Genomic DNA, 25,154 nt, shown 5'->3' with positions numbered 1-25,154 from the left:
ACCGACGGCCAGATCATTCCCTCGACCCGCCGGTGTTCTCGATCTCAACCGCGGCGGCCGCGGTGCGTCCCCCCGCAGCGCACGCGCTTCCCGCACCGCCCCGTCGACTCCGGTCAGAGCCCGGTGGCGAGCTTCCACCCGAGGCTCGCCACCAGGGCCACCACGACGGTGAGGAAGACCTTCCGCACGAACACCGACCCGCGACTGGAGGCCAGCACCGCGCCCAGCACGCTGCCGCTCGCGTTGCTGACGGCCATGACCAGCGCCAATCCCCAGAGGATCTTGCCGGCGGCGATGAAGAACAGCAGCGCGCCGAGGTTCGTGGCCACGTTGACGACCTTCGCCGTGGCGGAGGCCCCGACGAAGGCGAAGCCCACCAGCCCGACGAGCAGGAACACCAGGAAGGATCCGGTCCCCGGGCCCGCGATGCCGTCGTAGAAACCGATCACGGCCCCGCCCGCGACCATCACCCAGGTCTGCTGGACCGGGCCGAAGCGCGGGGCCGCCACCGAACCGAGGTCGGGCCTGCGCCAGGTGTAGATCCCGACGGCGACCAGGGCCAGCAGCACCACGTAGGTGAGCACGCTCTCGGGCAACGACGCGGCGAACATCGCACCGCCCAGCGCCCCGAGGAACGCCACCGCCGCCATCGGCAGCGCGCTGCGCCACGGCACGGGCGTGCGCTTGGCGTAGGTCCGCGCCGCGGCAGCGGTGCCCGCGACCGCGGCCAGCTTGTTCGTGCCCAGCGAGTAGATCAGGTCGCCACCGGGGACCAGCAGCAGCATGGCGGGCAGCTGGATCAGTCCGCCACCGCCGACGATCGCGTCCACCGCGCCCGCGAGGAAGGCCGCGCAGCACAGGAACAACACCCCGGCCAGCGACAGCTCGGCGAACCCGGGCCAACCCAATGCGGTGAACACGAAGCGCAAGCCTAAGCCGCGGAGCAGCGGCGGGAGCCCGCGTGTGAGCCGCCTCGCAGGCAGGACCGACGCGGGAGGCCGGGCGCCGCGTTGCTAGGATCGTCGACCGTGCCGTGCGGCGTTCCGCCAGGGAGGAAAGCTGCGTGCCACCGGATCCGGTGGGGCAGCGCCGATTGAGCGCGGCACGACCATCCGATCGAAGGAAGAGGCGCCAGCAGTGGCCAACATCAAGTCCCAGATGAAGCGGATCAAGACCAACGAGCGCAACCGCCTGCGCAACAAGTCGGTCAAGTCCTCGATCAAGACCGCCATCCGCAAGTTCCGCGAGGCCGCTGCCGCCGGCGACAAGGACAAGGCCATGGAGCTGCAGCGCGCCGCCGCGCGCACGCTGGACAAGGCCGCCGGCAAGGGCGTCATCCACGCCAACCAGGCCGCCAACAAGAAGTCGGCGCTGGCCAAGGTCGCCAACGAGCTCTGAGCCGCACCAGGCCGGGTTCACCCGGCCGACGCGAGCCACAACGGGGTCCGTTCCCTCCGGGGAGCGGGCCCCGTTCTCGTGCGCCCGGGGCCGGTCGCCGGGTCAGTTCCGCGACCCGTGCAGCTCGGTCAGACGCAGCACGGTGCGTTCCAGCGCGTGATCGGCGTCGGCGGCCATGCCCTTGACCTCGGCGTTGAGCACGGCAACCACGCGCAGCGCTTCCGCGACCGTGCCGCTGCTCCAGCCCCGGGCCTGCGCCTGGGCCTTCTTCACCTTCCACGCGGGCATCCCGAGGTCCCCCGCGAGCCGGAACGGGTCGCCCCGGCCGTGGGCCGCGACCCGGCCGATGGTGCGCACCGAGTCCGCCAGCGCGTCAGCGATGAGCACGTGGGCCACGCCGAGCTGCAACGCCCAGCGCAGCGCCTCCAACGCCCCCGCTCGGTCGCCGGTGACCGCCTTCTCGGCGACGGCGAACCCGGTGACCTCGGCCCTGCCGCGGTGGTAGCGCCGCACCTCGGCCTCGTCGATCCGGCCGCCGGCATCGGCGACCAGCTGCGACGCCGCCGACGACAGCTCGCGCAGGTCGAACCCGACCGACTCGATCAGAGCGTTCACCCCGGCGGGGTCGATGCGCCCGCCCGCGCGCCGCACCTCGTCCTTGACGAAGGCCTCCCGCTGGGGCCCCTTGGTGATCTTGTTGCACTCGGTCACGCGGGCGTTGAGCTTGCGCAGCGCGCCCGGCAGCTCCTTGGCGTTCTTGCTGCGTCCGCCACCGGTGTGCACGATCACGAGCACCACGCCCTCCGAAGGCCGCTTCGCGTGCGCGAGGATCGCTTCGGCGATCTCCTTGCCCGCGTCCTGCGCGGCGTCCAGGGCCACCACTCGACCCTCCGCGAAGAGCGAGGGGCTGAGCAGTTCGTCGAGTTCCGGCGGGGTGAGTTCACTCACCTTGATGCGGCGCAGCTCGGTTTCGGGGTCGGCCGCGCGGGCGGCACCCACCGCCTCCCACAAGGCGCGCTCCACCAGCAGTTCCTCGTCCCCGAGGATCAGGTGCAGCGGATCGAGGACCACCGACGGCGAACTCATGGGGGCATCGTCCCACGACCCGCTGACACCACCTTCCGTTCCCGGGCGCCGGGACCGCGCTGGCCAGGAGTCGAGGCCCTCCCGTAGCGTTGCAGCCACAACCGAACACGCTCATCCAGAGGGGCAGAGGGAACGGCCCGATGAAGCCCCGGCAACCATCTCGACCTTTCGCGGCATCCGCGAGGCAGTCGAAGAAATTGGTGCCAACTCCGACCCGCCCGCGGGACAGATGAGGAAAGGACCTCGCGATGACCGCTGCCGCCCACGCCCCGAACCCCACCGGCAAGACCTACGACCTCGGCCCCGCCGTCGAGCTGGTGTCGAAGGAGGAGGGCCACCGCCAGCCCCTCGCTCCCGAGTTCGTCTCGCTGGAGGACTTCTCGCCGCTGGAGGTCGCCTACGACTTCGGGCGCATCCGCCGCGAGGACATCGAGGCGGGGCCGCGCTCGATCTGGCGGTACAAGCGGTTGCTGCCCGTGCCGACGAACGTCGAGGAGCACCCGAACACCGAGCCCGGCTGTACCCGGCTGGTGCGCGCCGACAACCTCGCGAAGGCGCTCGGCGTCAAGCGGATCTGGATCAAGGACGACACCGGCAACCCCACGCACTCCTTCAAGGACCGCGTGGTCGCGGTGGCCCTGGCGGCCGCCCGCGAGTTCGGCTTCAAGGTGCTGGCCTGCCCCTCCACCGGCAACCTCGCGAACGCGGTGGCCGCCGCCGCCGCGCGCGCCGGCTGGGACTCGGTGGTGCTCGTCCCGTCCAACCTGGAGCGGGCGAAGATCCTGATGAGCGCGGTCTACGACGGCTCGCTGCTCGCCGTCGACGGCAACTACGACGACGTGAACCGGCTGGCCACCGAGCTCGCCGCCGAGCACGAGGACTGGGCGTTCGTCAACGTCAACGTGCGCCCCTACTACTCGGAGGGTTCCAAGACCCTCGGCTTCGAGGTCGCCGAGCAGCTCGGCTGGCGGCTCCCCGAGCAGATCGTCGTCCCCATCGCCTCCGGCTCGCAGCTGACCAAGGTGGACAAGGGCTTCCGCGAGCTCGGGCAGACCGGTCTGGTCGAGCAGAGCCCGTACCGGATCTTCGGTGCGCAGGCCACCGGCTGCTCCCCCGTCGCCAGCGCGTTCAAGAGCGAGCACGACGTGGTGCAGCCGGTTCGCCCGGACACCATCGCCCGCTCGCTGGCCATCGGCGCGCCCGCCGACGGCCCGTACGTGCTCGACGCGGTGCGCCGGACCGGGGGTGCCATCGAAGACGTCTCCGACGAGGAGGTCGTCCAGGGCATCCGGCTGCTGGCCCGCACCGAGGGCATCTTCGCCGAGACCGCGGGCGGGGTGACCGTCGCGACGGCGAAGAAGCTCATCGAGGCCGGCAAGATCGACCCGGACCAGGAGACGGTGCTGCTGATCACCGGTGACGGGCTCAAGACCCTGGACGCGGTGCAGGACCAGGTGGGCCCGAAGGCCACCGTCTCCCCCAGCACCGAGGCCGTGAACGCGGCCCTCGGCCTGTGATCGCCCACCGGGGGCCGCGCCGCGTCGCGGCCCCCGGTGCGTGAGCCAGCGGCTCAGTCGTCCGGACGCACGGGATCTCCGCGCGCCACGGCCTCGCTGCCCCGCTCCGCGGGCACGATCGCGATGTCCCCGCCGAGATCGGTCCGCTGGACCCGCGCGCCCGCCCGGATGAGCGCGCTCAGGATCAGCCGGCTCGGGTGGCCGTAGTCGTTGCCCGCACCGACGCTGATCACCGCCAGCTTCGGGCGCACCGCGGCGAGCAGTTCGGGCGTGGTGTAGCGGGAGCCGTGGTGCGGCACCTTGAGCACCTCCGCCCGCAGGTCGGCTCCGGCCGCGAGCAGCGCTCCCTGCCCCGGCAGCTCCACGTCTCCGGTCAGCAGCACCCGACCCGCCGGAGTGGTCGCCTTGACCACCAGCGACGCATCGTTGGCGTCCTCGGCCGAGGTGCTGCGAGCCAGCCGCCCGCGCGGCCCGAGCACGTCGAGCACCAGTCCGGGCCAGCGGAGGCGCTGTCCCGCGCTCAGCCGCAGCACTGGCGCACCGTGCGCGCGGGCGGTGTCGCGCACCTCCCGCGCCGCCCAGGCGGGCTGGTCCAGCGGTCCGACGGCGATCGCGCCGACCCGCCTGCCGGAGAGCACGGCGGGCAGGCCGGTGACGTGGTCGGCGTGCAAGTGGGTCAGCAGCACCAGCGGCACGCTGCGAATCCGCAGCCTGCGCAGGCAATCCGCCATCAGCACCGGATCCGGGCCCGCGTCGACCACCACCGCCTCCCGCTCCCGGCCGGTCGCCAGCACCAGGCCGTCGCCCTGCCCGACGTCGCAGGCCACCACCGACCAGCCCGGCACCGGCCAGGGCGCGATCTGCTGCCGGATCGGGATCACCACGACCACCACGACCAGCACCAGGCACGCCAGCAGGAGCCGGGCGAGGCGGCCGCGCAGCACGACCAACGCGGTCACCGACAGGACCGCCAGCGCGATCCCGCCGGGCACGCCCGAGGGCCAGTCGACGGCCGCGCCCGGTACCGCCGCCGCGTGCCGCGCCACCGCCAGCACCCACTCCAGCTCCGGTCCCGCCAACCACACCAGGGCCGTCGCCAGCGGCACCGAGACCGGGGCGAGCACGGTCGCCGCCACGCCGAGCACGGTCGCCGGGGCGACCAGGGGCCCGCTGAGCAGGTTCGCCAGCACCGCGACGATGCTGACCTGCCCGGAGATCGCGGCCACCAGCGGAGCGGTCACCAGATGCGCCGCGGCGGGCACCGCGAGCGCCTCCGCGACCCCCACCGGGACGCCGCGGGAGTGCAGCGCCCGCGCCCACCCCGGCGCGAGCAGGACCAGCCCGGCGGTCGCCGCCACCGAGAGCGCGAAGCCGATCGTGGTGGCCAGGCCCGGTGCCAGCAGCAGCAGGCCGATCACGGCCGCCGACAAGGCGGGCAGCACCGATCGCTCCCGCCCCAGCGCCAGGGCGAGCAGCGCGATCGCACCCATCACGGCGGCTCGCAGCACGCTCGGCTCCGGCCCGGCCAGCACCACGAAGCCGAGCATCGCCGCGCCCGCGCCCGCCGCCGAGAGCACCGGCCCCGCGCCGACCAGCCGCAGGAGCAGCAGCACCGCCCCGCAGACGATCGCGAGATTCGCCCCCGACACCGCCATCAGGTGCGTGAGGCCAGCGGTGTCGAACTGCTGCACCACCTCCGGCGGCAGCCGCCCGGTGTCGCCGACCACCAGACCCGGCAGCAACCCCGCGGCCGCCGGACCCAGCGCGGTCCGGGAGATCGTGCGCAGGCCTTCCCGGAGGTCTTCCGCGACGCGCTGCCAGCCGGGCGCCGGGAGGACCCGCCCCGGCGGACGGTTCACCTGGATCGCGGCGGCCAGCAGCTCGCCGCCCCGCGGGGGCACCGCCCGCCCGCTCGCCACCACCCGTTGTCCCGCGATCAACGTCCGCCACGAGTCGGTGGGCACCAGCATCAGCGCCCGGCCGCCGACCCGCGTGCGCCGATCGCCGATCTCGATCGAGCTCAGCCGGACGCGCACCAGGGACCGGTCCTGCGCCCGGCGAGCACCGTAGGAGGCGCCCTGCAGCGGACGCGGCGGCTCCGCGAGCTCCGCGCGCACCTCCACCCGCTCGCCGTGCTGCGCGGCGATCCGGAGCGGGTGCTCGGAGATCGCGTGCGTCCGCAGCGCCACTCCGGTCGAGGCCAGCCCCGCGACGATCAGCACCGCCACCAATCCGTCGCGCCACGGCCGACGGCGCGCCGCCAGCACCGGCGCCAGCAGCACCGCCGCCCCGCAGGCGATCGCGGTCGCCGTGACCGACCCGCCCAGGAGCCCCGCCAACGTCACCGCCCAGGTGGCGAGGGCCGCGGGCACCAGCCTCAGGTCGTGCGGCTCCGCGCGCCCGAGATCCGCCGCTCTCACACCCCGACCAGGTCGCGGAGCCGTGCCATGCGCTTCTCGCCGATGCCCTCGACGTCCTGCAGCTGGTCGACGGAGCCGAACCGGCCGTGCTGGGCGCGCCACTGCACGATCCGCTCGGCCGTGACCGCTCCCACTCCGGGTAGCGCATCGAGCTGCTCCTCCGTGGCGGTGTTGAGATCGACCTTGCCCGGGGTGGCGCCGGGTCCCGACGGTGCCGGTCCTGCCGCCGCGCCCGGGGGCACCGGGACCGCGACGTAGAGCTGCTCACCGTCGGCGAGCCTGCGAGCGAGGTTGAGCGCGGTGATGTCGGTGTCCGGGGTCCGCGGTCCGCCCGCCGCCGCCAGCGCGTCCGCCACGCGGGAGCCGGGCGGGACCTCGACCAGACCGGGCCGGGTCACCTCGCCGACGACGCTGATCACCAGGTCGGGCGGTGGCGCGGGCGGAGCCGGAGCGGGCGAGGCCTCCGCCACCGGCAGCGGTGGCACCGGAGCCGGTTCCGCGACCGGGCGATCCACCCAGACGGTGAGCACGACGACGAGCAGGGCGAGCACCGCCGCCAGCGCCAGACCTAGCCGCCCCGCGCGGCCGGGATCGACCCTGGCGCGGAGCACGGATTCGGGCAACCAGCGGCGCAGCAGCCGCGACACTGCGCTCTCCGGCGCGCAGTGGCGGCCGGAATCGGGGCCGGCCCGGGAGGCGTGCGCGATTTCCGAATCGGGCGGCGCGGCTCCGGAATTCCTGGTGAACTCCCTTTCCCGGGAACTGGATTCGCGGTCTGCCCGCTGCTTGAGCGCGAGCAGCCGGGAACGCGGATCCGGATCCTGCTCGAAATGATCCGCGGTGTTCCCGGCCTGGTGGAGCGGAGTGGTCATGCCCTCGACGCTATGGGCAACCAACCGATGCGCCCAGACCCGATTCCAAGATCTGTGGATGAACCGAGGACCTGTGGACAACTTCGAGCTAATTCACGCCGGAATGGTGAAACAATTCATCCGATCTCGGGTGAATTCGCATCTCACGGATGAAGCTCGGATGTCACCCGGACTGGCGCCAGTCGCCCGGCAGCACCACGGCACCCAGCGCTCCGGGCCCGATGTGCGCGCCGACCACGGGCCCCACCTCGGACACGACGCAGTCCAGCACGCCCGAGACGGCCCGCAGCTGGTCGGCCAGCCGCGCCGCCCGCTCCGGAGCGGCGAGGTGGTGCACGGCGACCGACACGGGGCCGCTCGCCGCCGCGCGGCCGGCGAGATCGAGCAGCCGGGCGTGCGCGCGGGCCGTGGTGCGCACCTTCTCCAGCAGCTCCACCCGGCCCTCGTGGACGTGCAGCAGCGGCTTGATCGCCAGGGCCGTGCCCAGCACGGCGGCAGCCGCGCCGATGCGCCCGCCGCGGCGCAGGTGCTCCAGGGTCTGCACGGAGAACAGCGTCCGCGTGCGCTGCGCGATCAGCGCGGCCGTGCTCTCCACCGCCGAGAGACCCGCTCCCGCCCGCGCGCTCTCCGCCGCGCCCAGGGCCGCGAACCCGAGACCCATCGCGGCGGACCGCGAGTCGACGACGCGGATCCGGTCCGGGTCGACGTCGCGCGCCGCTAGCCGGGCCGCGTCCCAGGTCCCCGACAACCGGCGGGACAGGTGCACCGAGACCACGCCGTCCGCACCGGCGGCGAACGCCTCCCGGTACGCGGCCGCGAACTCGCCCGCTCCCGCACCGGAAGTGGTCACGCGCTGCTTGCGCTCCCAGGCCGCGAGCAGCCGTCCGGAGTCGAACTGGTCCTCCGCCACCGGATGCTCGTCCTGCACGCTGACGTGCAGGGGCACGATCCGGAGCGAGTGCCGCTGCGCGAACCCCGGCGGGAGGTACGCGGTCGAATCGGTGACGACGGCTACGGACACGCGCGCAACCCTAACCGCCCGATCCCGAACGCCCCGTCCCAGCGAATTGATCTTGAACGGGGTGCGGCTTCACGCGGGTATGCCACCGTTGTAGGTGGTCAGGCGCCAGCGCTCCGATCCGGATCGCCGGGTCAGCACGACCCAGTGGCAGTTCGAGATCCCGCCCAGACCCGGCCACAGCTCCACCGGCAGCTCCAGCAGCCGGGCCGTCAGCCCGGTGATCAGACCGCCGTGCGCGCAGAGCAGCGCGCTCTTCAGGTGCGCGGAGTCCAGCTCCTCGACCACCTCGAACGCCCGCTCCGCCACCTCGACCCGGGACTCTCCGCCGGGCGGGGACCAGGTCGCGTCCCCCCGCCAGATAGCCATCGCCCCTGGCCAACCGTGCTCGACCTCGGCCCCGCTGAGTCCCTGCCACTCCCCGAGGTGGGTCTCGCGCAGCCGCTTGTCCTGGCGCACCGGCATCCCCGACACCTCGGTGAACGCGGCCGCGGTCGCCGTGGCCCGGCGCAGGTCGGAGCCCACGGCGGTCTCCGGGGCGAACGCCGCGATCGCGGGGGCAGCGCGCTGCGCCTGGGAGAGGCCGGTGGCGGTCAGGGAGGTGTCGAGATGCCCCTGGATGCGTCCGGCGGCGTTGTAGTCCGTCTCGCCGTGCCGCCACAGCACGAGGCGGTCCAAGCTCACTCGGTGCCGTCCTGCTCCTCGGCGGGGAGGGCGTTGTCCACGAACTCCAGCCGCGGGCAGTCCTTCCACAACCGCTCCAGCTCGTACTCGGCGCGCTCCTCGGTGTGCTGCACGTGCACCACGACGTCGACGAAGTCGAGCAGCACCCAGCGGCCCTCCCGGGCGCCTTCGCGGCGCACCGGCTTGGTGCCCGCCGCGCGCATCTTCTCCTCGATGCTCTCGACGATCGCGTCGACCTGGCGCTCGTTCGGCGCCGAGGCGATCACGAAGCAATCGGTGATCACCAGCTGCTCGGAGACATCGAGCAGCACGAGGTCGTTCGCCTTCTTGTCCGCCGCGGCCTGCGCCGCGACCTGGGCCAGCCTGCGGGCTTCCTCAGTGGCTGCCACGTCACTCCTCTCAGGCGGGCATGGATTTCGCCCGCGCGCCCCAGGATAGCCAGCGCCACCAGCCGACCCGCGCCCGCCGGGGGGCCACCGACGACCGTTCGCCACCGCGCGGGAAACCGGTTGCCGTCGGCCGGAGACTCGAAGGAAGATCGACCTGGACCGAGGAGGCGACGTGCGAGTGCGGAGGGCGCGGCGCGAGGACGGCCCGGATCTGGCGCGCATCGCGAACGCGGCGTGGTCCCGGGAGTCCTCGATCCTGCCCCGCCCCCGAGCCGACCAGGACGTCTTCCGCGCGCCGGTCCACCCGGAGCACGTGCTCGTGGCCCTCACCGGGGACGTGCCGGTGGGTTTCATCAAGCTGGTGCCCACCGCCGCGGCCGAGCCCCGGCTGGTGACGGTCTCCGGGCACGTCGACCGGGTCTACGGGTTGTCGGTCGCACCGGAGCACCAGGGACGCGGTGCGGGCACCGCCCTGCTGCGCGCCGCGCGGGCGGAGGCCCTCGCCCGCGGCTCGCGCCGCATCACCATGCGGGTGCTCAGCAGCAACGCCCGGGCGCAGCGGCTCTACGAACGGCTGGGCTACCAGGTCGAGGGGGTCCTGCACGAGGAGTTCCTCGTGGACGGCGCTTACGTCGACGACGTGCTGCTCGCCCTAGACCTGACCTGACGGCCCCCGCTCCGGTGCTGGTCCGGCGTCGTCGGGGCGGCAGAGGCCGCGCTTGGTGATGAAGTGGACCAGCGCCGGCCAGGCAGATTCCGGCGAGTACGACCCCTGAACTGCCTGAATGCATGACGGCGCCTGCCGTCGTTCACCTGCTAAGGAGCACCTCCACCCGGCGGATCACCTCCACGGGCGCGGAGAGCACCTCGAGCGGTCGCATGATCGTTCGCCGCTGAACGGATCACCTCCACGGGCGCGGAGAGCACACCAGGTCGTCGTGCCCGGACGCTGCCTCGTGCGGATCACCTCCACGGGCGTGGAGAGCACGGATTCTCCAACCACGGGATCCGCGCCCGGATCGGATCACCTCCACGGGCGTGGAGAGCACGCAGGTCGGGATCGCCACCGGAACGTCAGTCGCGGACCACCTCCACGGGCGTGGAGAGCACGTCCCCGGCGCGAAGCTGGACGACCTACGGGACGGACCACCTCCACGGGCGTGGAGAGCACTTGCTGTAGTACCGCTCCACGGTCTGCCGAACCGGACCACCTCCACGGGCGTGGAGAGCACGGCGCGGATCTCCTCGATGCCGGACATGTCTCCGGACCACCTCCACGGGCGTGGAGAGCACTTCTCGCCGTTGCCCATGTCCACGTACTGCGGCGGACCACCTCCACGGGCGTGGAGAGCACGGAGTCCTCGCTGTCGGTCCACTGCCCCAACACGGACCACCTCCACGGGCGTGGAGAGCACCGCTGCCCGGACTCCAGCCACGTCAGCGACGACGGACCACCTCCACGGGCGTGGAGAGCACCCGTGGTCCCCACCGACATCCGGCACGCCGGGCGGACCACCTCCACGGGCGTGGAGAGCACCCTTCGCGAACTGGGCTTTTAGAGCGGCGCTTGTTCGTTTTCAAGATGCGGCATCCTGCTGACCGTAGCGCACGCATGGAGTGGTTCCAGGTGACCGCAGCCAGGCAACCCACTACGCCCGGCCGGATTTCAGGCCGTGCGCATCGACGGCGAAACACGCCTCCGAGACTCCTTCATCCGGCTTAGGGCCGCCCTTGATGAAGAAGGGAAACTCCTCACACGAGCGCTGGAGCCGCAGAGGCCTAGTCGTACTAGTGGATGATGATCGGCGACGCGGCCATGCCTCCGACGCGGCGCTGGGCGGGCAGCGCCGAGCGGGGTGTGCCGACGTCGTACCGGATGATCACGGCCCCCACTCCGGTGCTGGTCCGGCGTCGTCGGGGCGGTAGAGGCCGCGCTTGGCGATGTACTGGACGATGCCGTCGGGGACGAGGTACCAGACCGGGAGGCCCGCTTGCACGCGCTCGCGGCAGCCGGTCGAGGAGATCGCCATGGCGGGGATCTCCACCAGCGACACCGACCCCTGCGGCAGGTGGGCACCGTCGAGCGAGTAGCCGGGGCGCGTGACGCCGATGAAGTGGGCGAGGTCGAACAGCTCCTCCACCCGGTGCCAGGAGAGGATCTGCTCCAGCGCGTCGGCGCCGGTGATGAAGTAGAGCTCCGCGTCCGGGCAGAGCTCGTGCAGGTCGCTGAGGGTGTCGGCGGTGTAGGTGGGGCCGCTGCGGTCCACGTCGACCCGGCTGACGGAGAAGCGCGGGTTCGACGCGGTGGCCACCACCGTCATCAGGTAGCGGTCCTCGGCGGGGCTGACCGCGCCGTGGCCCTTCTGCCAGGGCTGACCCGTCGGAACGAAGATCACTTGCTCCAGGCCGAACTGGGCCTGGACTTCACTGGCCGCCACAAGGTGACCGTGGTGGATCGGGTCGAAGGTGCCACCCATGACCCCGATACGGCGCCGACGAGACATGGCTGCACAGCCTAATCCAGCAAGCCCCGGACCAGCCCCGATGAGCGCCGCCACGGTGACCCATCACACCCTCGCCCGAGCCCGTGCCGAGACCTCAGCCCGCCGGGCGCACGTGCCCCTCGCCGAACACGAGCCACTTCGTCGACGTGAGCTCGGGCAGCCCCATCGGGCCGCGGGCGTGCAGCTTCTGCGTGGAGATGCCGATCTCGGCGCCCATCCCGAACTCGCCGCCGTCGGTGAACGCGGTCGAGGCGTTGACCATCACCGCGGCCGAGTCGACCCGGGCGGTGAACGAGCGCGCGGCGCGCACGTCGTCGGTGACGATGGCCTCGGTGTGCCCGGAGCCGTGCGCGCGGATGTGCTCGGTGGCGGCGGACAACGACTCCACGACCGCCGCGGCGATGTCGAGCGAGCCGTACTCGAGGTCCCAGTCCTGCTCCTCGGCGGCCACCACGCCGGCCCCGCCGAGCCGGACGACCTCCGGGTCGCCGTGCACGGTCACCCCGGCGGCGCGCAGCTCGGCGACGGCGCGGGGGAGGAACTCCGCGGCGATGTCCTGGTGCACCAGCAGGGTCTCCGCCGCGTTGCAGACGCTCGGGCGACGGGCCTTGGAGTTGAGCAGGATGCGCAGCGCCGAGTCGACGTCGGCCCGGGCGTCCACGTAGACGTGGCAGTTGCCGACGCCGGTCTCGATCGCGGGCACCGTGGCCTGCTCGACGACCGCGGAGATCAGGCCCGCCCCGCCGCGCGGGATGACGACGTCGACCAGGCCGCGCGCGGTGATCAGGTGCCGCACCGAGGCGCGGTCGTGGCTGGGCAGCAGCTGGATCGCGGCGGTGGGCAGCCCCCGCTCGGCGAGCACGTCCCCGAGCACCGCGACCAGGGCGGTGTTCGAGCGCTCCGCGGAGGACGAACCTCGCAGCAGCACCGCGTTGCCCGCCTTCAGGGTGAGCCCGGCGGCGTCCACGGTCACGTTGGGACGACCCTCGTAAACGATGCCGACGACGCCCAGCGGCACCCGGACCTGCTGGAGCTGCAGGCCGTTCGCGAGCACCGAGCCGCGCACCACCTCCCCGATCGGGTCCGGCAGCCCGGCGACCGTGCGCAGCCCGTCGGCGATGCCCTCGACGCGCTCGGCGGTCAACCGCAGCCGGTCGATCAGCCCGGCGGGGGTGCCGTTCTCCTCCGCGCGCGCGATGTCGAGCTCGTTGGCCGCCAGCACCTCCGGTGCGCGGGCGACGAGCGCGTCCGCCATCGCGTGCAGCACCGCGTCCTTGGCCCCCCGCGGCAGCAGCGCCAGCTCGGCGGCGGCGTCGCGGGCGGCGCGGGCCGCCGCGCGCACCTGGTCGCGGATCTGGTCGTCGGCCGCCGGCTGGGCCGCCTCGTCGCGGTCGGCCTCGTCGATGCTCGTGGTCACGCGACCAGCGTAGTCGGCGACCGCAACCGGGTTACCCGGACGATCGGCCCAGGCAGGGTGGTTTCCGGCGCGTCGGCACCATCCGGTAGGAATCACGGTCGTGGACGAACACGCCCTGCGGGAACTGGCCGATGAACGCCTCCGCGCGCTGGCGGGCCCGGAGGCCGAGCTGCGCGAGGACCAGTGGCACGCCATCCGGGCGCTGGTGCTCGATCGGCGCCGCGCCCTCGTCGTGCAGCGCACCGGCTGGGGCAAGTCAGCGGTGTACTTCCTGGCCACGGCCCTGCTGCGGGAACTCGGCGAAGGCCCGACCGTGATCGTGTCGCCGCTGCTGGCGTTGATGCGCAACCAGGTGGAGGCCGCCGAGGCCGCGGGGGTGCGGGCCGCGACCATCAACTCGGCGAACCCGCAGGCGTGGCAGGAGGTCGAGGAGCAGATCGCCGTCGGCGAGGTCGACGTCCTGCTGGTGAGCCCCGAACGGCTGAACAATCCCGACTTCCGGGACACCGTGCTGCCCGAGCTGACCCAGAGCGCGGGGCTGCTGGTGGTCGACGAGGCGCACTGCATCTCCGACTGGGGGCACGACTTCCGCCCCGACTACCGCAGGCTGCGCACCCTGCTGGGCGAGCTGCCCGAGGGCGTCCCGGTGCTGGCCACCACGGCCACCGCCAACAACCGGGTCGTGCAGGACGTCTCCGACCAGCTGGGCGTCGGCGGGGCGTTCAGCGATCCGCAGGAGACGCTGGTGCTGCGCGGCACCCTGGACCGGGAGAGCCTGCGGCTCGGCGTGGTGCCGCTGCCCACGGCGCAGGCGCGGCTCGGGTGGCTGGCGAGCAACCTCGCCGAGCTGCCCGGCTCCGGGATCATCTACACCCTGACCGTCGCGGCGACCGAGGAGGTCGCCGGCTACCTGCGCGATCAGGGTTTCGAAGTCGCCTCCTACTCGGGCCGCACCGCTCCGGAGGACCGGCAGCGGGCCGAGGAGGACCTGCTCGGGAACCGGGTGAAGGCGCTGGTGGCGACTTCCGCGCTGGGCATGGGCTTCGACAAGCCCGACCTGGGCTTCGTGGTGCACCTGGGGGCACCGTCCTCACCGATCGCCTACTACCAGCAGATCGGTCGCGCGGGTCGCGGCGTCCGGCGGGCCGAGGTGCTGCTGCTGCCCGGACCCGAGGACCAGGAGATCTGGCGCTACTTCGCGTCGATGGCGTTCCCGCCGGAGGGCACGGTCCGGGCCGTCCTGGACGCGCTCGCCGAGGGCGGCACGTTGTCCACGGCGGCGCTGGAGCCGCGCGTCGACCTGGGCCGGTCCCGGCTGGAGATGGTGCTCAAGGTCCTCGACGTGGACGGCGCCGTGCGGCGGGTCAAGAGCGGTTGGGAGGCGACCGGCGAACCCTGGTCCTACGACGCCGAGCGCTACCAGCGGATCGCGGCCGAACGCTCCGCCGAGCAGCGGGCGATGCTGGACTACCTGGCCACCGACGACTGCCGGATGGAGTTCCTGCGCCGCCAGCTCGACGATCCGGCGGCCGAGCCGTGCGGTCGCTGCGACAACTGCACCGGCGAGCGTCGCTCCGCCGAGGTCGACGAGCGGGTCGTGCGGCAGGCGCACGAGCGGCTGCACCGCCCCGGCGTGGAGATCGCGCCGCGCAAGATGTGGCCGACCGGGATGGACGCCCTGGGCGTTCCGGTCTCGGGCAGGCTGCCCGGCGGGGAGCGCGCCGAACCGGGCCGGGCCGTGGGCAGGCTGACCGACATCGGCTGGGGCAACCGGCTGCGGGACCTGCTGGGCACCGGCGTGCCCGACCAGGAGGTGCCCGAGGACCTGTTCCAGGCGTGCGTGCAGGTGCTGGCCGCGTGGGAGTGGGAGCAGCGGCCGGTGGGGGTCGTGGCGATCGGCTCGAACAGCAGGCCGGTGCTGGTGCGCAGCCTCGCCCGGCGGATCGCCGAGATCGGCCGGCTGCCGCTGCTGGGCGAGGTCGCGACCAATCCGGACACGACGCCGCGGCGGGGCAACAGCGCGCAGCGGGTGGGCTCGCTGCGCGGTCAGTTCACGGTGCCGGAGGAGCTGGCCGCGAAGGTGGCCGGCGTGGGCGGCCCGGTGCTCCTGATGGACGACTACGCCGACACCGGCTGGACCGCGGCGATCGTGGCGCGCACGCTGCGCCTCGGGGGCGTGCCGGCCGTGCTCCCGTTCACCCTGGCGTCCACCGGCTGAAGTCCCGGACGGTGGGAAGGGTTCCCTTCCGGTCGGCGGCGCCATAGTGTGACGCGATTCCAGCAGACCGTGATCGGGAGGCGGCCGACGGTGACGACGACTTCCGGCGCGTCCGAGCAGCGGCACCGGCTCCCGATGCGCAAGCTCGTCGCGGCGAGCATCGGCAATGCCATCGAGTGGTACGACTGGACGATCTACAGCGCGTTCAGCGTGTACTTCGCGAGCCGCTTCTTCCCCGGCGAGCTCGCGCTGGTGAACACCCTGGCCGCCTTCGCGCTGGCGTTCTTCTTCCGCCCGCTCGGGGGCTGGTTGCTCGGACGGTTCGCCGACCTGCGCGGGCGCCGGACCGCGATGCTGCTGACGATCGTGCTCATGGCCGGGGGATCGCTGCTGATCGGGATCCTGCCCACCTTCGACCTGATCGGCTGGGCGGCACCGGGGCTGCTGGTGCTCGCTCGGATCGGGCAGGGCCTGTCGCTGGGCGGGGAGGTGTCCAACGCCTCCGCCTACCTGGCCGAGATCGCCCCGCCGAGCAGGCGCGGGCGCTACTCCGCGTTCTTCTACATCTCCACCGGGGTCGCCCTGCTCGTGGCCTCGCTGCTGGGCTTCGCGTTGACCTCGCTGCTCACCGAGGACCAGCTCACCGCGTACGGCTGGCGCATCCCGTTCGTGGTCGGCGGCGTGCTGGGGCTGGTCGGGGTGTGGTTGCGGCGCTCGCTGGAGGAGACCGAGCAGTTCGCCGAGAACCGGGAGAAGGCCCGCGCGCTGCGGAATCCGCTGTGGATGACGTTGCGGCAGCATCCGAAGGCGGTCGGGATGCTGATCGGCTTCAGCATGCTCGCGACGCTCTGCTACTACACGTTCTTCAGCGCGCTGACGCCGTTCGCGGTGGACGCGCGGGGCGCCGACGCGACCGACGTGTTCCTGGCGCTGTCGGTGGCGACGGTGCTGTTCATCGCGCTGCAGTACCCGATGGGCGCGCTCTCGGACCGGTTCGGGCGCAGGCCGCAGCTGCTGGCCTGGTCGGCTGCCACGGCCGTGCTCGTCGTTCCGCTGTCCTGGCTGGTGCGGCCGGGACTCGGCGGGCTGCTGGTGGTGTTCTGCGTCGGCGTCGGGCTCTACACGGCGATGACCTCGATCGCACCGGCGATCATGTCGGAGCTGTTCCCCACCGAGCTGCGCGGGCTGGGGATCGGTGCCTGGTACAACCTGACGGTGGCGGTGTTCGGCGGAACCGCACCGCTGGTCATCCAGTCCCTCGCCGCCTTCGGGGCCGAGGCGCTGTTCTTCTGGTACCTCGCCGCCGCGGCCGTGGTGGCGTTCTTCGTGATCCTCGCGCTGCCGGAGACCAGGGGGACCGAACTGCGCTGACGCGGCCGGGCCGCGCTAGCGCAGCGGGACGAGGTCGTCGGCGTGCACGACCTCGCGGCGCTGCTCGGGCGGCAGTTCGTGGGAGGAGCGGCCGATGAGACCGGGCAGCTCGGCCGCGTCGTAGGCCACCACCCCGCGCGCCACCACCGTCCCGCCGGTATCGGTCAGCTCCACCACGTCACCGCCGTCGAACGCGCCCTCCACGTCGGTGATCCCGGCGGCGAGCAGCGAACCCCGCCGCCGGACCACGGCGCGGACGGCGCCGTCGTCGAGCCGCAACTTCCCGCGCGCACCGGCGGCGTGCGCCAGCCAGAAGCGGCGGGCGCTGAGCCTGGTGCCGGTGGTCGCGAAGGCGGTGCCCACGTCAGCCGGGCCGAGCGCGCGCGCGGCCTGCGCGGCGGAGGTGAGCAGCACCGGGATCCCCGCGGTGCAGGCGACGCGGGCGGCCTCCACCTTGGAGGCCATCCCGCCGGTGCCGACGCCGGACCCGGCGCCGCCGGCCTCGACGCCGTCCAGGTCGGCGGCACCGGCCACCTCGCGGATCACCGAGGCTCCCCCGCCGCGCGGATCACCGTCGTAAAGGGCGTCCACATCGGACAGCAGCAGCAGCGCGTCCGCGCCGACCAGGTGCGACACCAGGGCCGCCAGCCGATCGTTGTCGCCGAAGCGGATCTCGGCGGTGGCCACCGTGTCGTTCTCGTTCACCACCGGCACCACACCCAGCGTGAGCAACCGGTTCAGGGTGCGCTGGGCGTTGCGGTAGTGCGCGCGGCGCACCACGTCGTCCGCGGTGAGCAGCACCTGCCCGACGGTGCGCCGGTACCGGGCGAAGGACTCCGCGTAGGCGTGCGCGAGGGCCTGCTGACCGACGCTGGCGGCGGCCTGCTTGGTCGCCAGGTCGCGCGGCCTGCGCCGCAGCCCCAGCGGGGCGATCCCGGCCGCGATGGCACCGGAGGAGACCACCACGACCTGCCCGCCCGCCTCGACGCGCGCGGCGACCGCGTCCACGAGGGCCGCCAGCCGCGCTTGGTCCAGGGCTCCCCTGGCGGTGGTCAGCGAGGAGGAACCGACCTTGACGACGAGGCGGTGCGCCGCCGCGATGGACCCGCGGGTCGTCGTCAGCTCCGCCTCGCCGCTCACTCGCCGTCCTCGTCTCCCGCGTAACCGCCCTCGGCGTCCAGGTTGCCCCGACGCGCCTTCTTCGCGGCCTTGCGGTCGGAGGCACCGATCCGGTCGGAGGACTCCAACCGGAGGTCGGTGCCGCGGCCGGTGAGGATCGAGGCGACGCCGGCCGGGGTGGAGGGCTCCCAGTCGAAGGTCATGTCGCCGATGGTGACCTGGCTGCCCGGTTCGGCTCCGGCCCGGCCCAGCGCTTCCTCGACGCCCAGCTTCGCCAGCCGGTCGGCGAGGAAGCCCACCGCCTCGTCGTTGTCGAACTGGGTCTGGCGCACCCACCGCTCCGGCTTCTCCCCGCGCACGATGAACGCCTCCTCGTCCTCCGGGTCCACCTCGACGGTGAAACCGGAGTCGCCGATGGCGTGCGGCCGGATCACGACCCGGGCCGGTTCCGGCTCCGGCATGGCGGCCCGGTACCGCTCGACCTCTTCGGCCAGCGCGAACGACAGCTCGCGCAGACCCTCGTGGCTGGCCGTCGAGACCTCGAAGACGCGCAGGCCGCGGGCTTCCAGGTCGCCGCGGATGAGCTCGGCGAGCTCGCGGGCCTCCGGCACGTCGACCTTGTTCAGCACCACCAGCCGGGGCCGGTCGCCGAGGTCGCCGTGCTCCCCCTGCAGCGCGGGGGTGTAGCGGGCGAGCTCCGCTTCCAGGGCGTCCACATCGGACAGCGGGTCGCGACCGGGCTCCATCGTGGCGCAGTCCACGACGTGCACCAGCACCGCGCAGCGCTCGATGTGGCGCAGGAAGTCCAGGCCGAGGCCGCGCCCCTCGCTCGCACCGGGGATCAGGCCGGGCACGTCCGCCACGGTGAACACCGTCTCCCCCGCGGTGACCACGCCGAGGTTGGGCACCAGCGTGGTGAACGGGTAGTCCGCGATCTTCGGCTTCGCCGCGGACAGCACCGAGATCAGCGAGGACTTGCCCGCGGACGGGAAGCCGAGCAGACCCGCGTCGGCGACGGACTTCAGCTCCAGGACCAGGTCGAACTGCTCACCGGGCTCTCCGAGCAGCGCGAAACCGGGCGCCTTGCGCGCCTTCGAGGCCAGCGCCGCGTTGCCCAAGCCGCCGCGGCCGCCCTGCGCGGCGACGAAGGTGGTGCCGGGACCGGTCAGGTCCGCGAGCACTTCGCCGTCCTCGGTGAGCACCACCGTGCCGTCGGGCACGGGCAGCACCAGGTCCTCGCCGATCGCGCCGTTGCGCAGACTGCCCTTGCCCTGCTTGCCGCTGGCGGCGCGGGCGTGCGGGCGGTGGTGGAAGTCCAGCAGCGTGTGCACTCCCGAGTCGACGACGAGCCGGACGTCACCACCGCGACCGCCGTTGCCGCCGTCGGGCCCGCCGAGCGGCTTGAACTTCTCCCGGTGGACCGAGGCGCAGCCGTTTCCCCCATCGCCCGCGGCGATGTGGATGGTCACGCGGTCGACGAACCGCGACACGAGTCCCTCCAGGTGCAGAAAGTGCGTACGTCGGGCGTCCGCCGCCGCGAACGCGAACGAGGGGCGGGACCGGTTTCGCGACCGGACCCGCCCCTCGTCGGGAAGTGCTGTGCCGAGAGCCGGGTCAGACGACCTCGGCCGACACGATGTTGATGGTCTTGCGACCGCGCTTGCTGCCGAACTCGACCTCACCGGCCGAGAGGGCGAACAGCGTGTCGTCCTTGCCGCGGCCCACGTTCAGGCCGGGGTGGAACTTCGTGCCGCGCTGCCGGATCAGAATCTCGCCGGCCTTGACGACCTGGCCGCCGTAGCGCTTGACCCCGAGGTACTGGGGGTTCGAGTCGCGGCCGTTCCGAGAGCTGGATGCGCCCTTCTTGTGTGCCATGACTACTCAGGTCCTCACTTGGTGATGCCGGTGACCTCAACGCGGGTCAACTTCTGACGGTGACCCTGGCGCTTCTGGTATCCGGTCTTGTTCTTGAACTTGTGGATGCGGATCTTGGGACCCTTGGTCTGCTCGACCAGCTTCCCGGTCACCGAGACCTTCGCCAGTGCGTCGGCGTCGGCGGTGACGTCGGTGCCGTCGACGACCAGAACAGCCGGGAAGGTGACCTCGGTGCCGGAGTCGCCTTCGAGCTTCTCGACCTCGACGACGTCCCCGACCGCCACTTTGTACTGCTTGCCGCCGGTCTTGACGATCGCGTACATGAGTCGGAAGTCTCCTGCTACTCGGTTCGCTTGGTTCACCCGTTGACGCCCGCTCCGGCGAACCGGAGTTCCTCCCACCCGGTCACACCGGGCTTCGGGCGGTTCCTGTGTCGCGACCCCCGTCCCCACGAGGGACGCACCGGGTTCTACAGGCGTTTAACCTCTCCGCCCGTCCGGCGGCGAGAAGTGCTCACACAGCATACAGACCACCCGCTGGCGCCCGACCGAGAGGGTCCAGGCCGCCGGGAGCGGACCTCGGAACAGCCTAACCGCGCCGCCGCGCGCCCCCGCCGCCGGGCCACCGCAGCCACGATCGACGGCCTCCCGATCACGCAGCGGCACCACCTCGCGGCACGACAGTGGGCACCGCCACTCCCGATCAGCGCGGAACAGGCGGAAGCGGCCGGAGCCGCTTGCTACGGTGAGTCGCCGTTCGACCGCGACATGGGGAAAGCGCGTGACCGAGATCGCATCCGAGTCCCGTTCGGGGCGAGACGAGCACGCATCGTCCGGGACCACCGGCGACCAGCCGCGCGACCGCTTCCGGCGGCTGCTCGCCGGTCCGCTGGGGCCCCGGTTGCTGCTGCTGTCCGCCCTGGTACCGCCGCTGATGATGCTGCGGGAGGTGCTGCGGTCGCCCCAGCTGCACTTCTACGACTACTGGTGGGTGCTGCTGGACATCACCGGTGCGGACGGCTCGCTGCGCCCGGAGGCGCTGCTCGGGTTCCGCAACGAGCACCCCTTCGTGCTCCCGAGCCTGCTGTTCTGGCTCAGCGCCCGCTTCGGCGGCGGCCTCAACCACCTCCTCGGCTTCGCGGTGCTGGCCTTCGGCGCGGGCTGCGTGCTCGTGGTGCTGGCAATGCTGCCGCGGACGCTGACCCGGTGGCAGCGGGCCGGGCTGGTGGCGGCCACTTCGGCGCTGGTGTTCAACCCGCACGGGATCCACAACTTCGTGCGATCCATGAGCGGGGCCTCGTGGATCCTGGCGATGCTTCTGGTGCTCGGAGCGCTGCTGGCGGCGCAGCGGGGCCGCCTGCGGCTCGCGGTGCCGCTGGGGCTGCTGGCCTCGATCAGCTACGGGACCTCGTTCGCGGTGTGGCCCGCGCTGGCGGTCGTGCTGTGGCTGCGCGGCGAGCGGCGGGGACGGGTGGCCGTGCCGGCGGTCGTCGGGGTCGTGGTGGTCGCGGCCTGGCTGCTGCTGCGCGGGCCGCAGGGCGGCGGCGGATCCTCCCCCACCGACGATCCGGCGCAGGCGCTGCTGACCGGGCTGAGCATGCTCGGGATGGTGTGGACCGGCACCGAGCCCTCGCTCGCGCTGGTCGCCGGCGTCGCCGGGCTGGCGGTGCTGGCGCTGCACCTGCCCGGTTGCCTGCGTCCGGAGCACCGCGAGGCGAGCGCACCGTGGTGGGGCCTGGCGGTGTACGCGGTGGGCTGCGCGGTGATGGTCTCGGGCTCGCGGGCCGCGTTCGGCGAGTCGGCCGGGTTGCAGAGCCGGTACAACAGCATGAGCGCGGCGCTGTGGATCGCGGTGCTCGTGATCGCCGTCGCGTGGGCGCGATGGCCCGCCGCGCGCTCCGTCGTGGTGTTCGCGACGGTGCTGAGCACGGTGGCGCTGGGCGCGCCGATGGCGCAGGCGGTGCGCGAGGACGCGCCCACCCAGCGGCTGCTCGCGGTGGCGGCGAAGGTCGGCGCGACCGACCCCTTCACAGACCGCTTCCCCTCCCCGGAGCGGTTGCTGCCCCGGATGCGGGCGCTGGGCCACTACCCCTTCTCCTCCGAGTTCACCCTGGGCTGCGGGGACGACACCGAGATCGGCTCCCGGGCGAACACCTCCTCGTGGCGGGTGCCCAGCCTCGGCAGCTACCGCGAGCCGCGCCCGGCGGGCTGGGACGTGATCCTCAACGTGGAGACCGACCAGGTCCGGGGCGGCGCCCGGACGCTCAGCGGCTGGGCGATCTCCGGGATCGAGCGCGCCCGCTGCGTCGCCGTGCTCGACCAGCGGGGCCAGGTCGTCGGCGGCGGGGTGGTGGACATCCCGCGCGCCGACGCCGAGGCCCAGACCGTCGGCACCGAGGCCGGACTCGGCTACCGGGCCGTCGTCCCGGCCGGGGCGCAGGGCCCGCTGCGGGTGGCGTTCCGCTTCCCCGACGGCTGGTGGATCCGTCCGCTCACCGAGAACCCGCAGGTGGTGTCATGACCGAGCCGACTCCCGTCGAGGTGTCGCTGCTGACCCCGGCGAAGAACGAGGCCGAGAGCCTCCCCAGGCTGTTCGCCGAGATCAGCGCCGTCATGGATGCCCAGCACCGCAGCTGGGAGCTGCTGGTCGTCGACGACGGCAGCACCGACGACAGCTGGCGGGTCGTCGTCGAGCACGCCGCGGCCGACTCCCGGATCCGGGGACTGCGGCTGCGGCGCAACTTCGGCAAGGCCGCGGCGCTGGCCGCCGGGGTCGAGGAGGTGCGGGGGCGGCTGCTGGTCACCCTCGACGCGGACCTGCAGGACGACCCCGCGGAGGTGCCCCGGCTGCTCGCCGAGCTCGACGCGGGGGCCGACCTGGTCAGCGGGCACAAGGCGCAGCGCAAGGACCCGCTGGGCAAGCGGCTGCCGTCCAAGTTCTTCAACTGGATGACCGGGCTGATCACCGGGCTGCGGCTGGCCGACCACAACTGCGGGCTCAAAGCGGCCCGCACCGAGGTGTACCGGCGGGTGCCGCTGTACGGCGAGCTGCACCGCTACATCCCGGCGCTGGCGCACCAGCTGGGCTACCGGGTCCGGGAGCTGCCGGTGCACCACCGGGCGCGCGAGCACGGCAGCTCGAAGTACGGGATCGAGCGCTACGTGCGCGGAGCGCTGGACCTGCTCACGGTGGTGGCGCTGACCCGCTACGGGCGGCGGCCCGCGCACCTGTTCGGCGGGCTGGGGCTGGTGGCGGGCACCGCCGGAACGCTGATCCTGCTGTACCTGACCGGCGTGTGGGTGTTCACCGAGCAGTCCATCGGCACCCGCCCGCTGCTGACCCTGGGCATCCTGCTGGAGATCTTCTCGGCGCAGATGATCTCCACCGGCCTGCTCGCGGAACTGGTCCTGCACCGCACCAGCCGCCCCGAGGACGTCACCGACCTCATCGCGGGAACCACCTCGACGACGACGGCGGCCTGACCGTCCCGCTACCGGGACAGCACCACCATCTCGCCGAGGGTCGTGTAGCCGAGAGCGCCGTAGAGGGACCGCTCGTTCCGGCTCTCGGTCTCCAGGTACGGCACGGCTCCCGCGTCGAGCACGCGCAGCGTCAGGTCCGCCGCGATCGCCGAGGCGATGCCCCGCCTGCGCAGGTCGGGGTGGACGCCGACGGCCGCGAGCTGGGCGAAACCCGCGTGCGGGGCCATGAACAGCCCGGCCCCGGCCGGGCGGCCCGCGTGGCTGGCGAGCACCACGGCCCCGCCGTCGGCCCGGGTGGCGCGCAACCGGTCCACATCCGCCGCCCCGACGACCTCGCCGACGCCGTAGGCGATGTTCTGCACCAGCGCCGCCGCCTCGAGATCCGCTGCCGACACGGCCTCCGCCACGTGCAGCGCCCCGGTGCCCAGCTCGGGGATCTCGCGGGGACGCAGCTGCGCCCTGGTGGCGGCCATCAGGGGCAGCCGCACCTCGACGCGGAAGCCGGCGGCGGCGAGGGCGGCGCACACGGCTGGCTGCGGGCCGACGAACTCCGCGCGCGGCGTGCGGTCGCGCTCGGCGAAGGCGGCGATCAGCGCCGCGACCTCCGCCGGAGTGGGCTCGGCGTCGTCCTCGGGGACGGCGTAGTTGCGGAACGGCCCCGCGTCATCGGGATCGAGGCGCAGCAGGAACGGGCCGACGCGCGGTGCGTCGGAGCGGACGTTCGCGCGCAGCGAGGCGCGGATCTGGGGGAGCACGAGGAGGCACCTCTTCGGGTGGGAGCGGGGTGCGCGCCGGTCCCGTCGGACGGCGCCGGGCGGGCTCCCGACGTCCGGGAGCGGGCGAGCGGAACCGGGCGGGCCATGGTCATCACTCCTCCTGCTCGGGCACGTCCTCGATCGGGAAACTACGCCGCCGGACGGCCGCGGTCACGCGCTTTTCCCAGCTGGCGCGGGAAAACGGGAGGACAGCGACTCCACCGGGGCCTAACATCACGGGTCATGCTGAGCGATGCGGAACTGGAGCTGGTGCGCCGGGCGAGCGCGGTGTTCGACTCCGCGAAGCTGACGGCGAACCACCAGGTCTCCGCGGCTGCCTGCGACGCACGCGGTGAGGTGTTCATCGGGATGAACGTCTCGCACTTCACCGGGGGGCCGTGCGCGGAGCCGGTGGCGATCGGCCAGGCGGCGGCCGCGGGTGCGGCGGAGCTGACGACGATGGTGGCGGTGCTGGCGCGCGGCAGGCGGGTGATCCCGCCGTGCGGGCGGTGCCGGCAGCAGCTCTACGACTACTTCCCGCGGGCCCGCGTGATCGTGCACGGCAAGAACGGTTTGGAGTCAGTGCCGATCACCGAGCTGCTGCCGTTGCCCTACGACTTCCAGAACTACGCGCCGGACGCCCCGCCGCCCGCGCTCTACCTGCACGAGACCTACCTGCCGCTGGTCCGGTCGGGGGCCAAGCGCAGCACGCTGCGGGTGCACGACCCGGCGATGCCCGGGCCGGTGCGGCTGGTCTTCGACCACGCCGACGGGTCGGCGACGACGCTGCGCGCCGAGGTGACCGGGGTGTCGCAGAAGGCGGTGGGCGAGCTCACGGACGAGGACGCGACGCTGGACGGCTTCCCCGACCTGGCGGAACTGCGCCGGAGGCTCGAGGTCCACTACCCCGGGATCGAGGAGTCCACCGAGCTCGACGTGGTGCGGTTCGAGCTGGAGGGCTGAACGAGGAGCGGGGGGGGGGGGGGGGGCGACCCCCCCCCCCCCCCCCCCCCCCCCCCCCCTTCTTTC

The 25,154-nt window shown here is 73.1% G+C and carries 22 protein-coding genes, 1 CRISPR repeat array and 1 riboswitch; of the genes, 8 read left to right on the top strand and 14 right to left on the bottom strand.

What is annotated here, in order from left to right; all coding sequences use genetic code 11:
* Positions 1-113 precede the first annotated feature (113 nt).
* Positions 114-920 carry a TSUP family transporter gene (locus ACL03H_RS09085; protein WP_412810683.1) on the bottom strand — a complete coding sequence of 269 codons (807 nt, stop codon included), beginning with the start codon at positions 918-920 and terminating at the stop codon, positions 114-116.
* Positions 921-1,137: 217 nt separating this feature from the next.
* On the opposite strand from ACL03H_RS09085, the gene rpsT reads away from it, so the two are divergent.
* Positions 1,138-1,398 carry a 30S ribosomal protein S20 gene (gene rpsT, locus ACL03H_RS09080; protein ID WP_412810682.1) on the top strand — a complete coding sequence of 87 codons (261 nt, stop codon included), beginning with the start codon at positions 1,138-1,140 and terminating at the stop codon, positions 1,396-1,398.
* A 102-nt stretch (positions 1,399-1,500) separates the two neighbouring features.
* Here rpsT and holA read toward each other — a convergent pair whose 3' ends face one another.
* Positions 1,501-2,484, bottom strand: coding sequence for a DNA polymerase III subunit delta (holA, locus tag ACL03H_RS09075; protein ID WP_412810681.1), 984 nt, complete (start codon positions 2,482-2,484; stop codon positions 1,501-1,503).
* Between the two features lie 108 nt (positions 2,485-2,592).
* Positions 2,593-2,720: riboswitch (SAM riboswitch) on the top strand.
* A gap of 12 nt (positions 2,721-2,732) precedes the next feature.
* Here holA and thrC point away from each other — a divergent pair.
* On the top strand, positions 2,733-4,001 hold the full coding sequence (thrC, locus tag ACL03H_RS09070; protein WP_412810680.1) for a threonine synthase: 1,269 nt from the start codon (positions 2,733-2,735) through the stop codon (positions 3,999-4,001).
* 53 nt (positions 4,002-4,054) lie between these two features.
* On the opposite strand, the gene ACL03H_RS09065 is transcribed toward thrC, so the two are convergent.
* From ACL03H_RS09065 to rsfS, 5 genes are all read right to left on the bottom strand, one after another.
* Entirely contained in the window at positions 4,055-6,421 is a 2,367-nt protein-coding gene (locus tag ACL03H_RS09065; RefSeq protein ID WP_412810679.1) for a ComEC/Rec2 family competence protein, read from the bottom strand.
* A complete protein-coding gene (locus tag ACL03H_RS09060; protein WP_412810678.1) occupies positions 6,418-7,293 on the bottom strand; it encodes a helix-hairpin-helix domain-containing protein in 876 nt (291 codons plus the stop codon). Before ACL03H_RS09060 ends, ACL03H_RS09065 begins: the two co-directional genes overlap by 4 nt.
* A 163-nt stretch (positions 7,294-7,456) precedes the next feature.
* Positions 7,457-8,314 (bottom strand): DegV family protein, encoded by an 858-nt coding sequence (locus ACL03H_RS09055; protein WP_412810677.1) that lies wholly within the window; start codon positions 8,312-8,314, stop codon positions 7,457-7,459.
* A 69-nt stretch (positions 8,315-8,383) separates the two neighbouring features.
* On the bottom strand, positions 8,384-8,995 hold the full coding sequence (locus ACL03H_RS09050; protein WP_412810676.1) for a histidine phosphatase family protein: 612 nt from the start codon (positions 8,993-8,995) through the stop codon (positions 8,384-8,386).
* Positions 8,992-9,384 carry a ribosome silencing factor gene (gene rsfS, locus ACL03H_RS09045; RefSeq protein ID WP_412810675.1) on the bottom strand — a complete coding sequence of 131 codons (393 nt, stop codon included), beginning with the start codon at positions 9,382-9,384 and terminating at the stop codon, positions 8,992-8,994. The genes ACL03H_RS09050 and rsfS overlap by 4 nt, the downstream gene beginning before the upstream one ends.
* Positions 9,385-9,556: 172 nt before the next feature.
* Between rsfS and ACL03H_RS09040 the strand changes: the two genes are divergently transcribed.
* On the top strand, positions 9,557-10,051 hold the full coding sequence (locus ACL03H_RS09040; RefSeq protein WP_412810674.1) for a GNAT family N-acetyltransferase: 495 nt from the start codon (positions 9,557-9,559) through the stop codon (positions 10,049-10,051).
* A 170-nt stretch (positions 10,052-10,221) separates the two neighbouring features.
* A CRISPR array of direct repeats spans positions 10,222-10,921; the repeat unit is 29 nt; unit sequence CGGACCACCTCCACGGGCGTGGAGAGCAC.
* Between the two features lie 343 nt (positions 10,922-11,264).
* Here the strand turns inward: ACL03H_RS09040 and nadD are convergent.
* Both nadD and ACL03H_RS09030 read right to left on the bottom strand, forming a co-directional pair.
* On the bottom strand, positions 11,265-11,888 hold the full coding sequence (gene nadD / locus ACL03H_RS09035) for a nicotinate-nucleotide adenylyltransferase (RefSeq protein WP_412810673.1): 624 nt from the start codon (positions 11,886-11,888) through the stop codon (positions 11,265-11,267).
* 94 nt (positions 11,889-11,982) lie between these two features.
* Positions 11,983-13,293 (bottom strand): glutamate-5-semialdehyde dehydrogenase, encoded by a 1,311-nt coding sequence (locus tag ACL03H_RS09030; protein WP_459561772.1) that lies wholly within the window; start codon positions 13,291-13,293, stop codon positions 11,983-11,985.
* 112 nt (positions 13,294-13,405) lie between these two features.
* Here ACL03H_RS09030 and ACL03H_RS09025 point away from each other — a divergent pair, with 112 nt between their 5' ends.
* Positions 13,406-15,523 (top strand): RecQ family ATP-dependent DNA helicase, encoded by a 2,118-nt coding sequence (locus ACL03H_RS09025; protein WP_412810672.1) that lies wholly within the window; start codon positions 13,406-13,408, stop codon positions 15,521-15,523.
* A 135-nt stretch (positions 15,524-15,658) separates the two neighbouring features.
* Positions 15,659-16,894, top strand: a complete 1,236-nt coding sequence (locus tag ACL03H_RS09020; RefSeq protein WP_412810854.1) for an MFS transporter — start codon at positions 15,659-15,661, stop codon at positions 16,892-16,894.
* A 15-nt stretch (positions 16,895-16,909) separates the two neighbouring features.
* Here the strand turns inward: ACL03H_RS09020 and proB are convergent, their stop codons facing one another.
* The 4 genes from proB to rplU form a co-directional block, all read right to left on the bottom strand.
* Positions 16,910-18,034 (bottom strand): glutamate 5-kinase, encoded by a 1,125-nt coding sequence (gene proB, locus ACL03H_RS09015; RefSeq protein WP_412810671.1) that lies wholly within the window; start codon positions 18,032-18,034, stop codon positions 16,910-16,912.
* Positions 18,031-19,515 carry a GTPase ObgE gene (obgE, locus tag ACL03H_RS09010; RefSeq protein WP_412810853.1) on the bottom strand — a complete coding sequence of 495 codons (1,485 nt, stop codon included), beginning with the start codon at positions 19,513-19,515 and terminating at the stop codon, positions 18,031-18,033. Before obgE ends, proB begins: the two co-directional genes overlap by 4 nt.
* 112 nt (positions 19,516-19,627) lie before the next feature.
* Positions 19,628-19,888, bottom strand: a complete 261-nt coding sequence (rpmA, locus tag ACL03H_RS09005; protein WP_412810670.1) for a 50S ribosomal protein L27 — start codon at positions 19,886-19,888, stop codon at positions 19,628-19,630.
* Positions 19,889-19,902: 14 nt separating this feature from the next.
* On the bottom strand, positions 19,903-20,211 hold the full coding sequence (gene rplU, locus ACL03H_RS09000; protein ID WP_224961929.1) for a 50S ribosomal protein L21: 309 nt from the start codon (positions 20,209-20,211) through the stop codon (positions 19,903-19,905).
* A gap of 457 nt (positions 20,212-20,668) precedes the next feature.
* Here rplU and ACL03H_RS08995 point away from each other — a divergent pair, with 457 nt between their 5' ends.
* Positions 20,669-22,408, top strand: coding sequence for a hypothetical protein (locus ACL03H_RS08995; protein ID WP_412810669.1), 1,740 nt, complete (start codon positions 20,669-20,671; stop codon positions 22,406-22,408).
* Positions 22,405-23,370: a glycosyltransferase family 2 protein gene (locus tag ACL03H_RS08990; RefSeq protein WP_412810668.1), complete on the top strand. Its 966-nt coding sequence runs from the start codon at positions 22,405-22,407 to the stop codon at positions 23,368-23,370. Before ACL03H_RS08995 ends, ACL03H_RS08990 begins: the two co-directional genes overlap by 4 nt.
* Before the next feature lie 8 nt (positions 23,371-23,378).
* Here the strand turns inward: ACL03H_RS08990 and ACL03H_RS08985 are convergent, their stop codons facing one another.
* Positions 23,379-24,125, bottom strand: coding sequence for a GNAT family N-acetyltransferase (locus ACL03H_RS08985; protein ID WP_412810667.1), 747 nt, complete (start codon positions 24,123-24,125; stop codon positions 23,379-23,381).
* 243 nt (positions 24,126-24,368) lie between these two features.
* Here ACL03H_RS08985 and ACL03H_RS08980 point away from each other — a divergent pair, with 243 nt between their 5' ends.
* Complete coding sequence (locus ACL03H_RS08980) at positions 24,369-25,088, top strand: ASCH domain-containing protein (RefSeq protein WP_412810666.1); 720 nt, start codon at positions 24,369-24,371, stop codon at positions 25,086-25,088.
* Positions 25,089-25,154: the final 66 nt, after the last annotated feature.

The sequence above is a fragment of the Saccharopolyspora antibiotica genome, from assembly GCF_047200635.1.
Lineage (GTDB): Bacteria > Actinomycetota > Actinomycetes > Mycobacteriales > Pseudonocardiaceae > Saccharopolyspora_C.
Note: the sequence above shows the minus strand (reverse complement) of the source record. Positions and strands in the feature narration are given on the sequence as shown.

What these genes read in the sequence shown, in the direction of transcription:
- holA (WP_412810681.1), bottom strand. Translation starts at nt 2,484, where the DNA reads ATGAGTTCGCCGTCGGTGGTCCTCGATCCGCTGCACCTGATCCTCGGG.
- thrC (WP_412810680.1), top strand. Translation starts at nt 2,733, where the DNA reads ATGACCGCTGCCGCCCACGCCCCGAACCCCACCGGCAAGACCTACGAC.
- ACL03H_RS09060 (WP_412810678.1), bottom strand. Translation starts at nt 7,293, where the DNA reads ATGACCACTCCGCTCCACCAGGCCGGGAACACCGCGGATCATTTCGAG.
- nadD (WP_412810673.1), bottom strand. Translation starts at nt 11,888, where the DNA reads ATGTCTCGTCGGCGCCGTATCGGGGTCATGGGTGGCACCTTCGACCCG.
- ACL03H_RS09020 (WP_412810854.1), top strand. Translation starts at nt 15,659, where the DNA reads ATGCGCAAGCTCGTCGCGGCGAGCATCGGCAATGCCATCGAGTGGTAC.
- rpmA (WP_412810670.1), bottom strand. Translation starts at nt 19,888, where the DNA reads ATGGCACACAAGAAGGGCGCATCCAGCTCTCGGAACGGCCGCGACTCG.
- rplU (WP_224961929.1), bottom strand. Translation starts at nt 20,211, where the DNA reads ATGTACGCGATCGTCAAGACCGGCGGCAAGCAGTACAAAGTGGCGGTC.
- ACL03H_RS08990 (WP_412810668.1), top strand. Translation starts at nt 22,405, where the DNA reads ATGACCGAGCCGACTCCCGTCGAGGTGTCGCTGCTGACCCCGGCGAAG.
- ACL03H_RS08980 (WP_412810666.1), top strand. Translation starts at nt 24,369, where the DNA reads ATGCTGAGCGATGCGGAACTGGAGCTGGTGCGCCGGGCGAGCGCGGTG.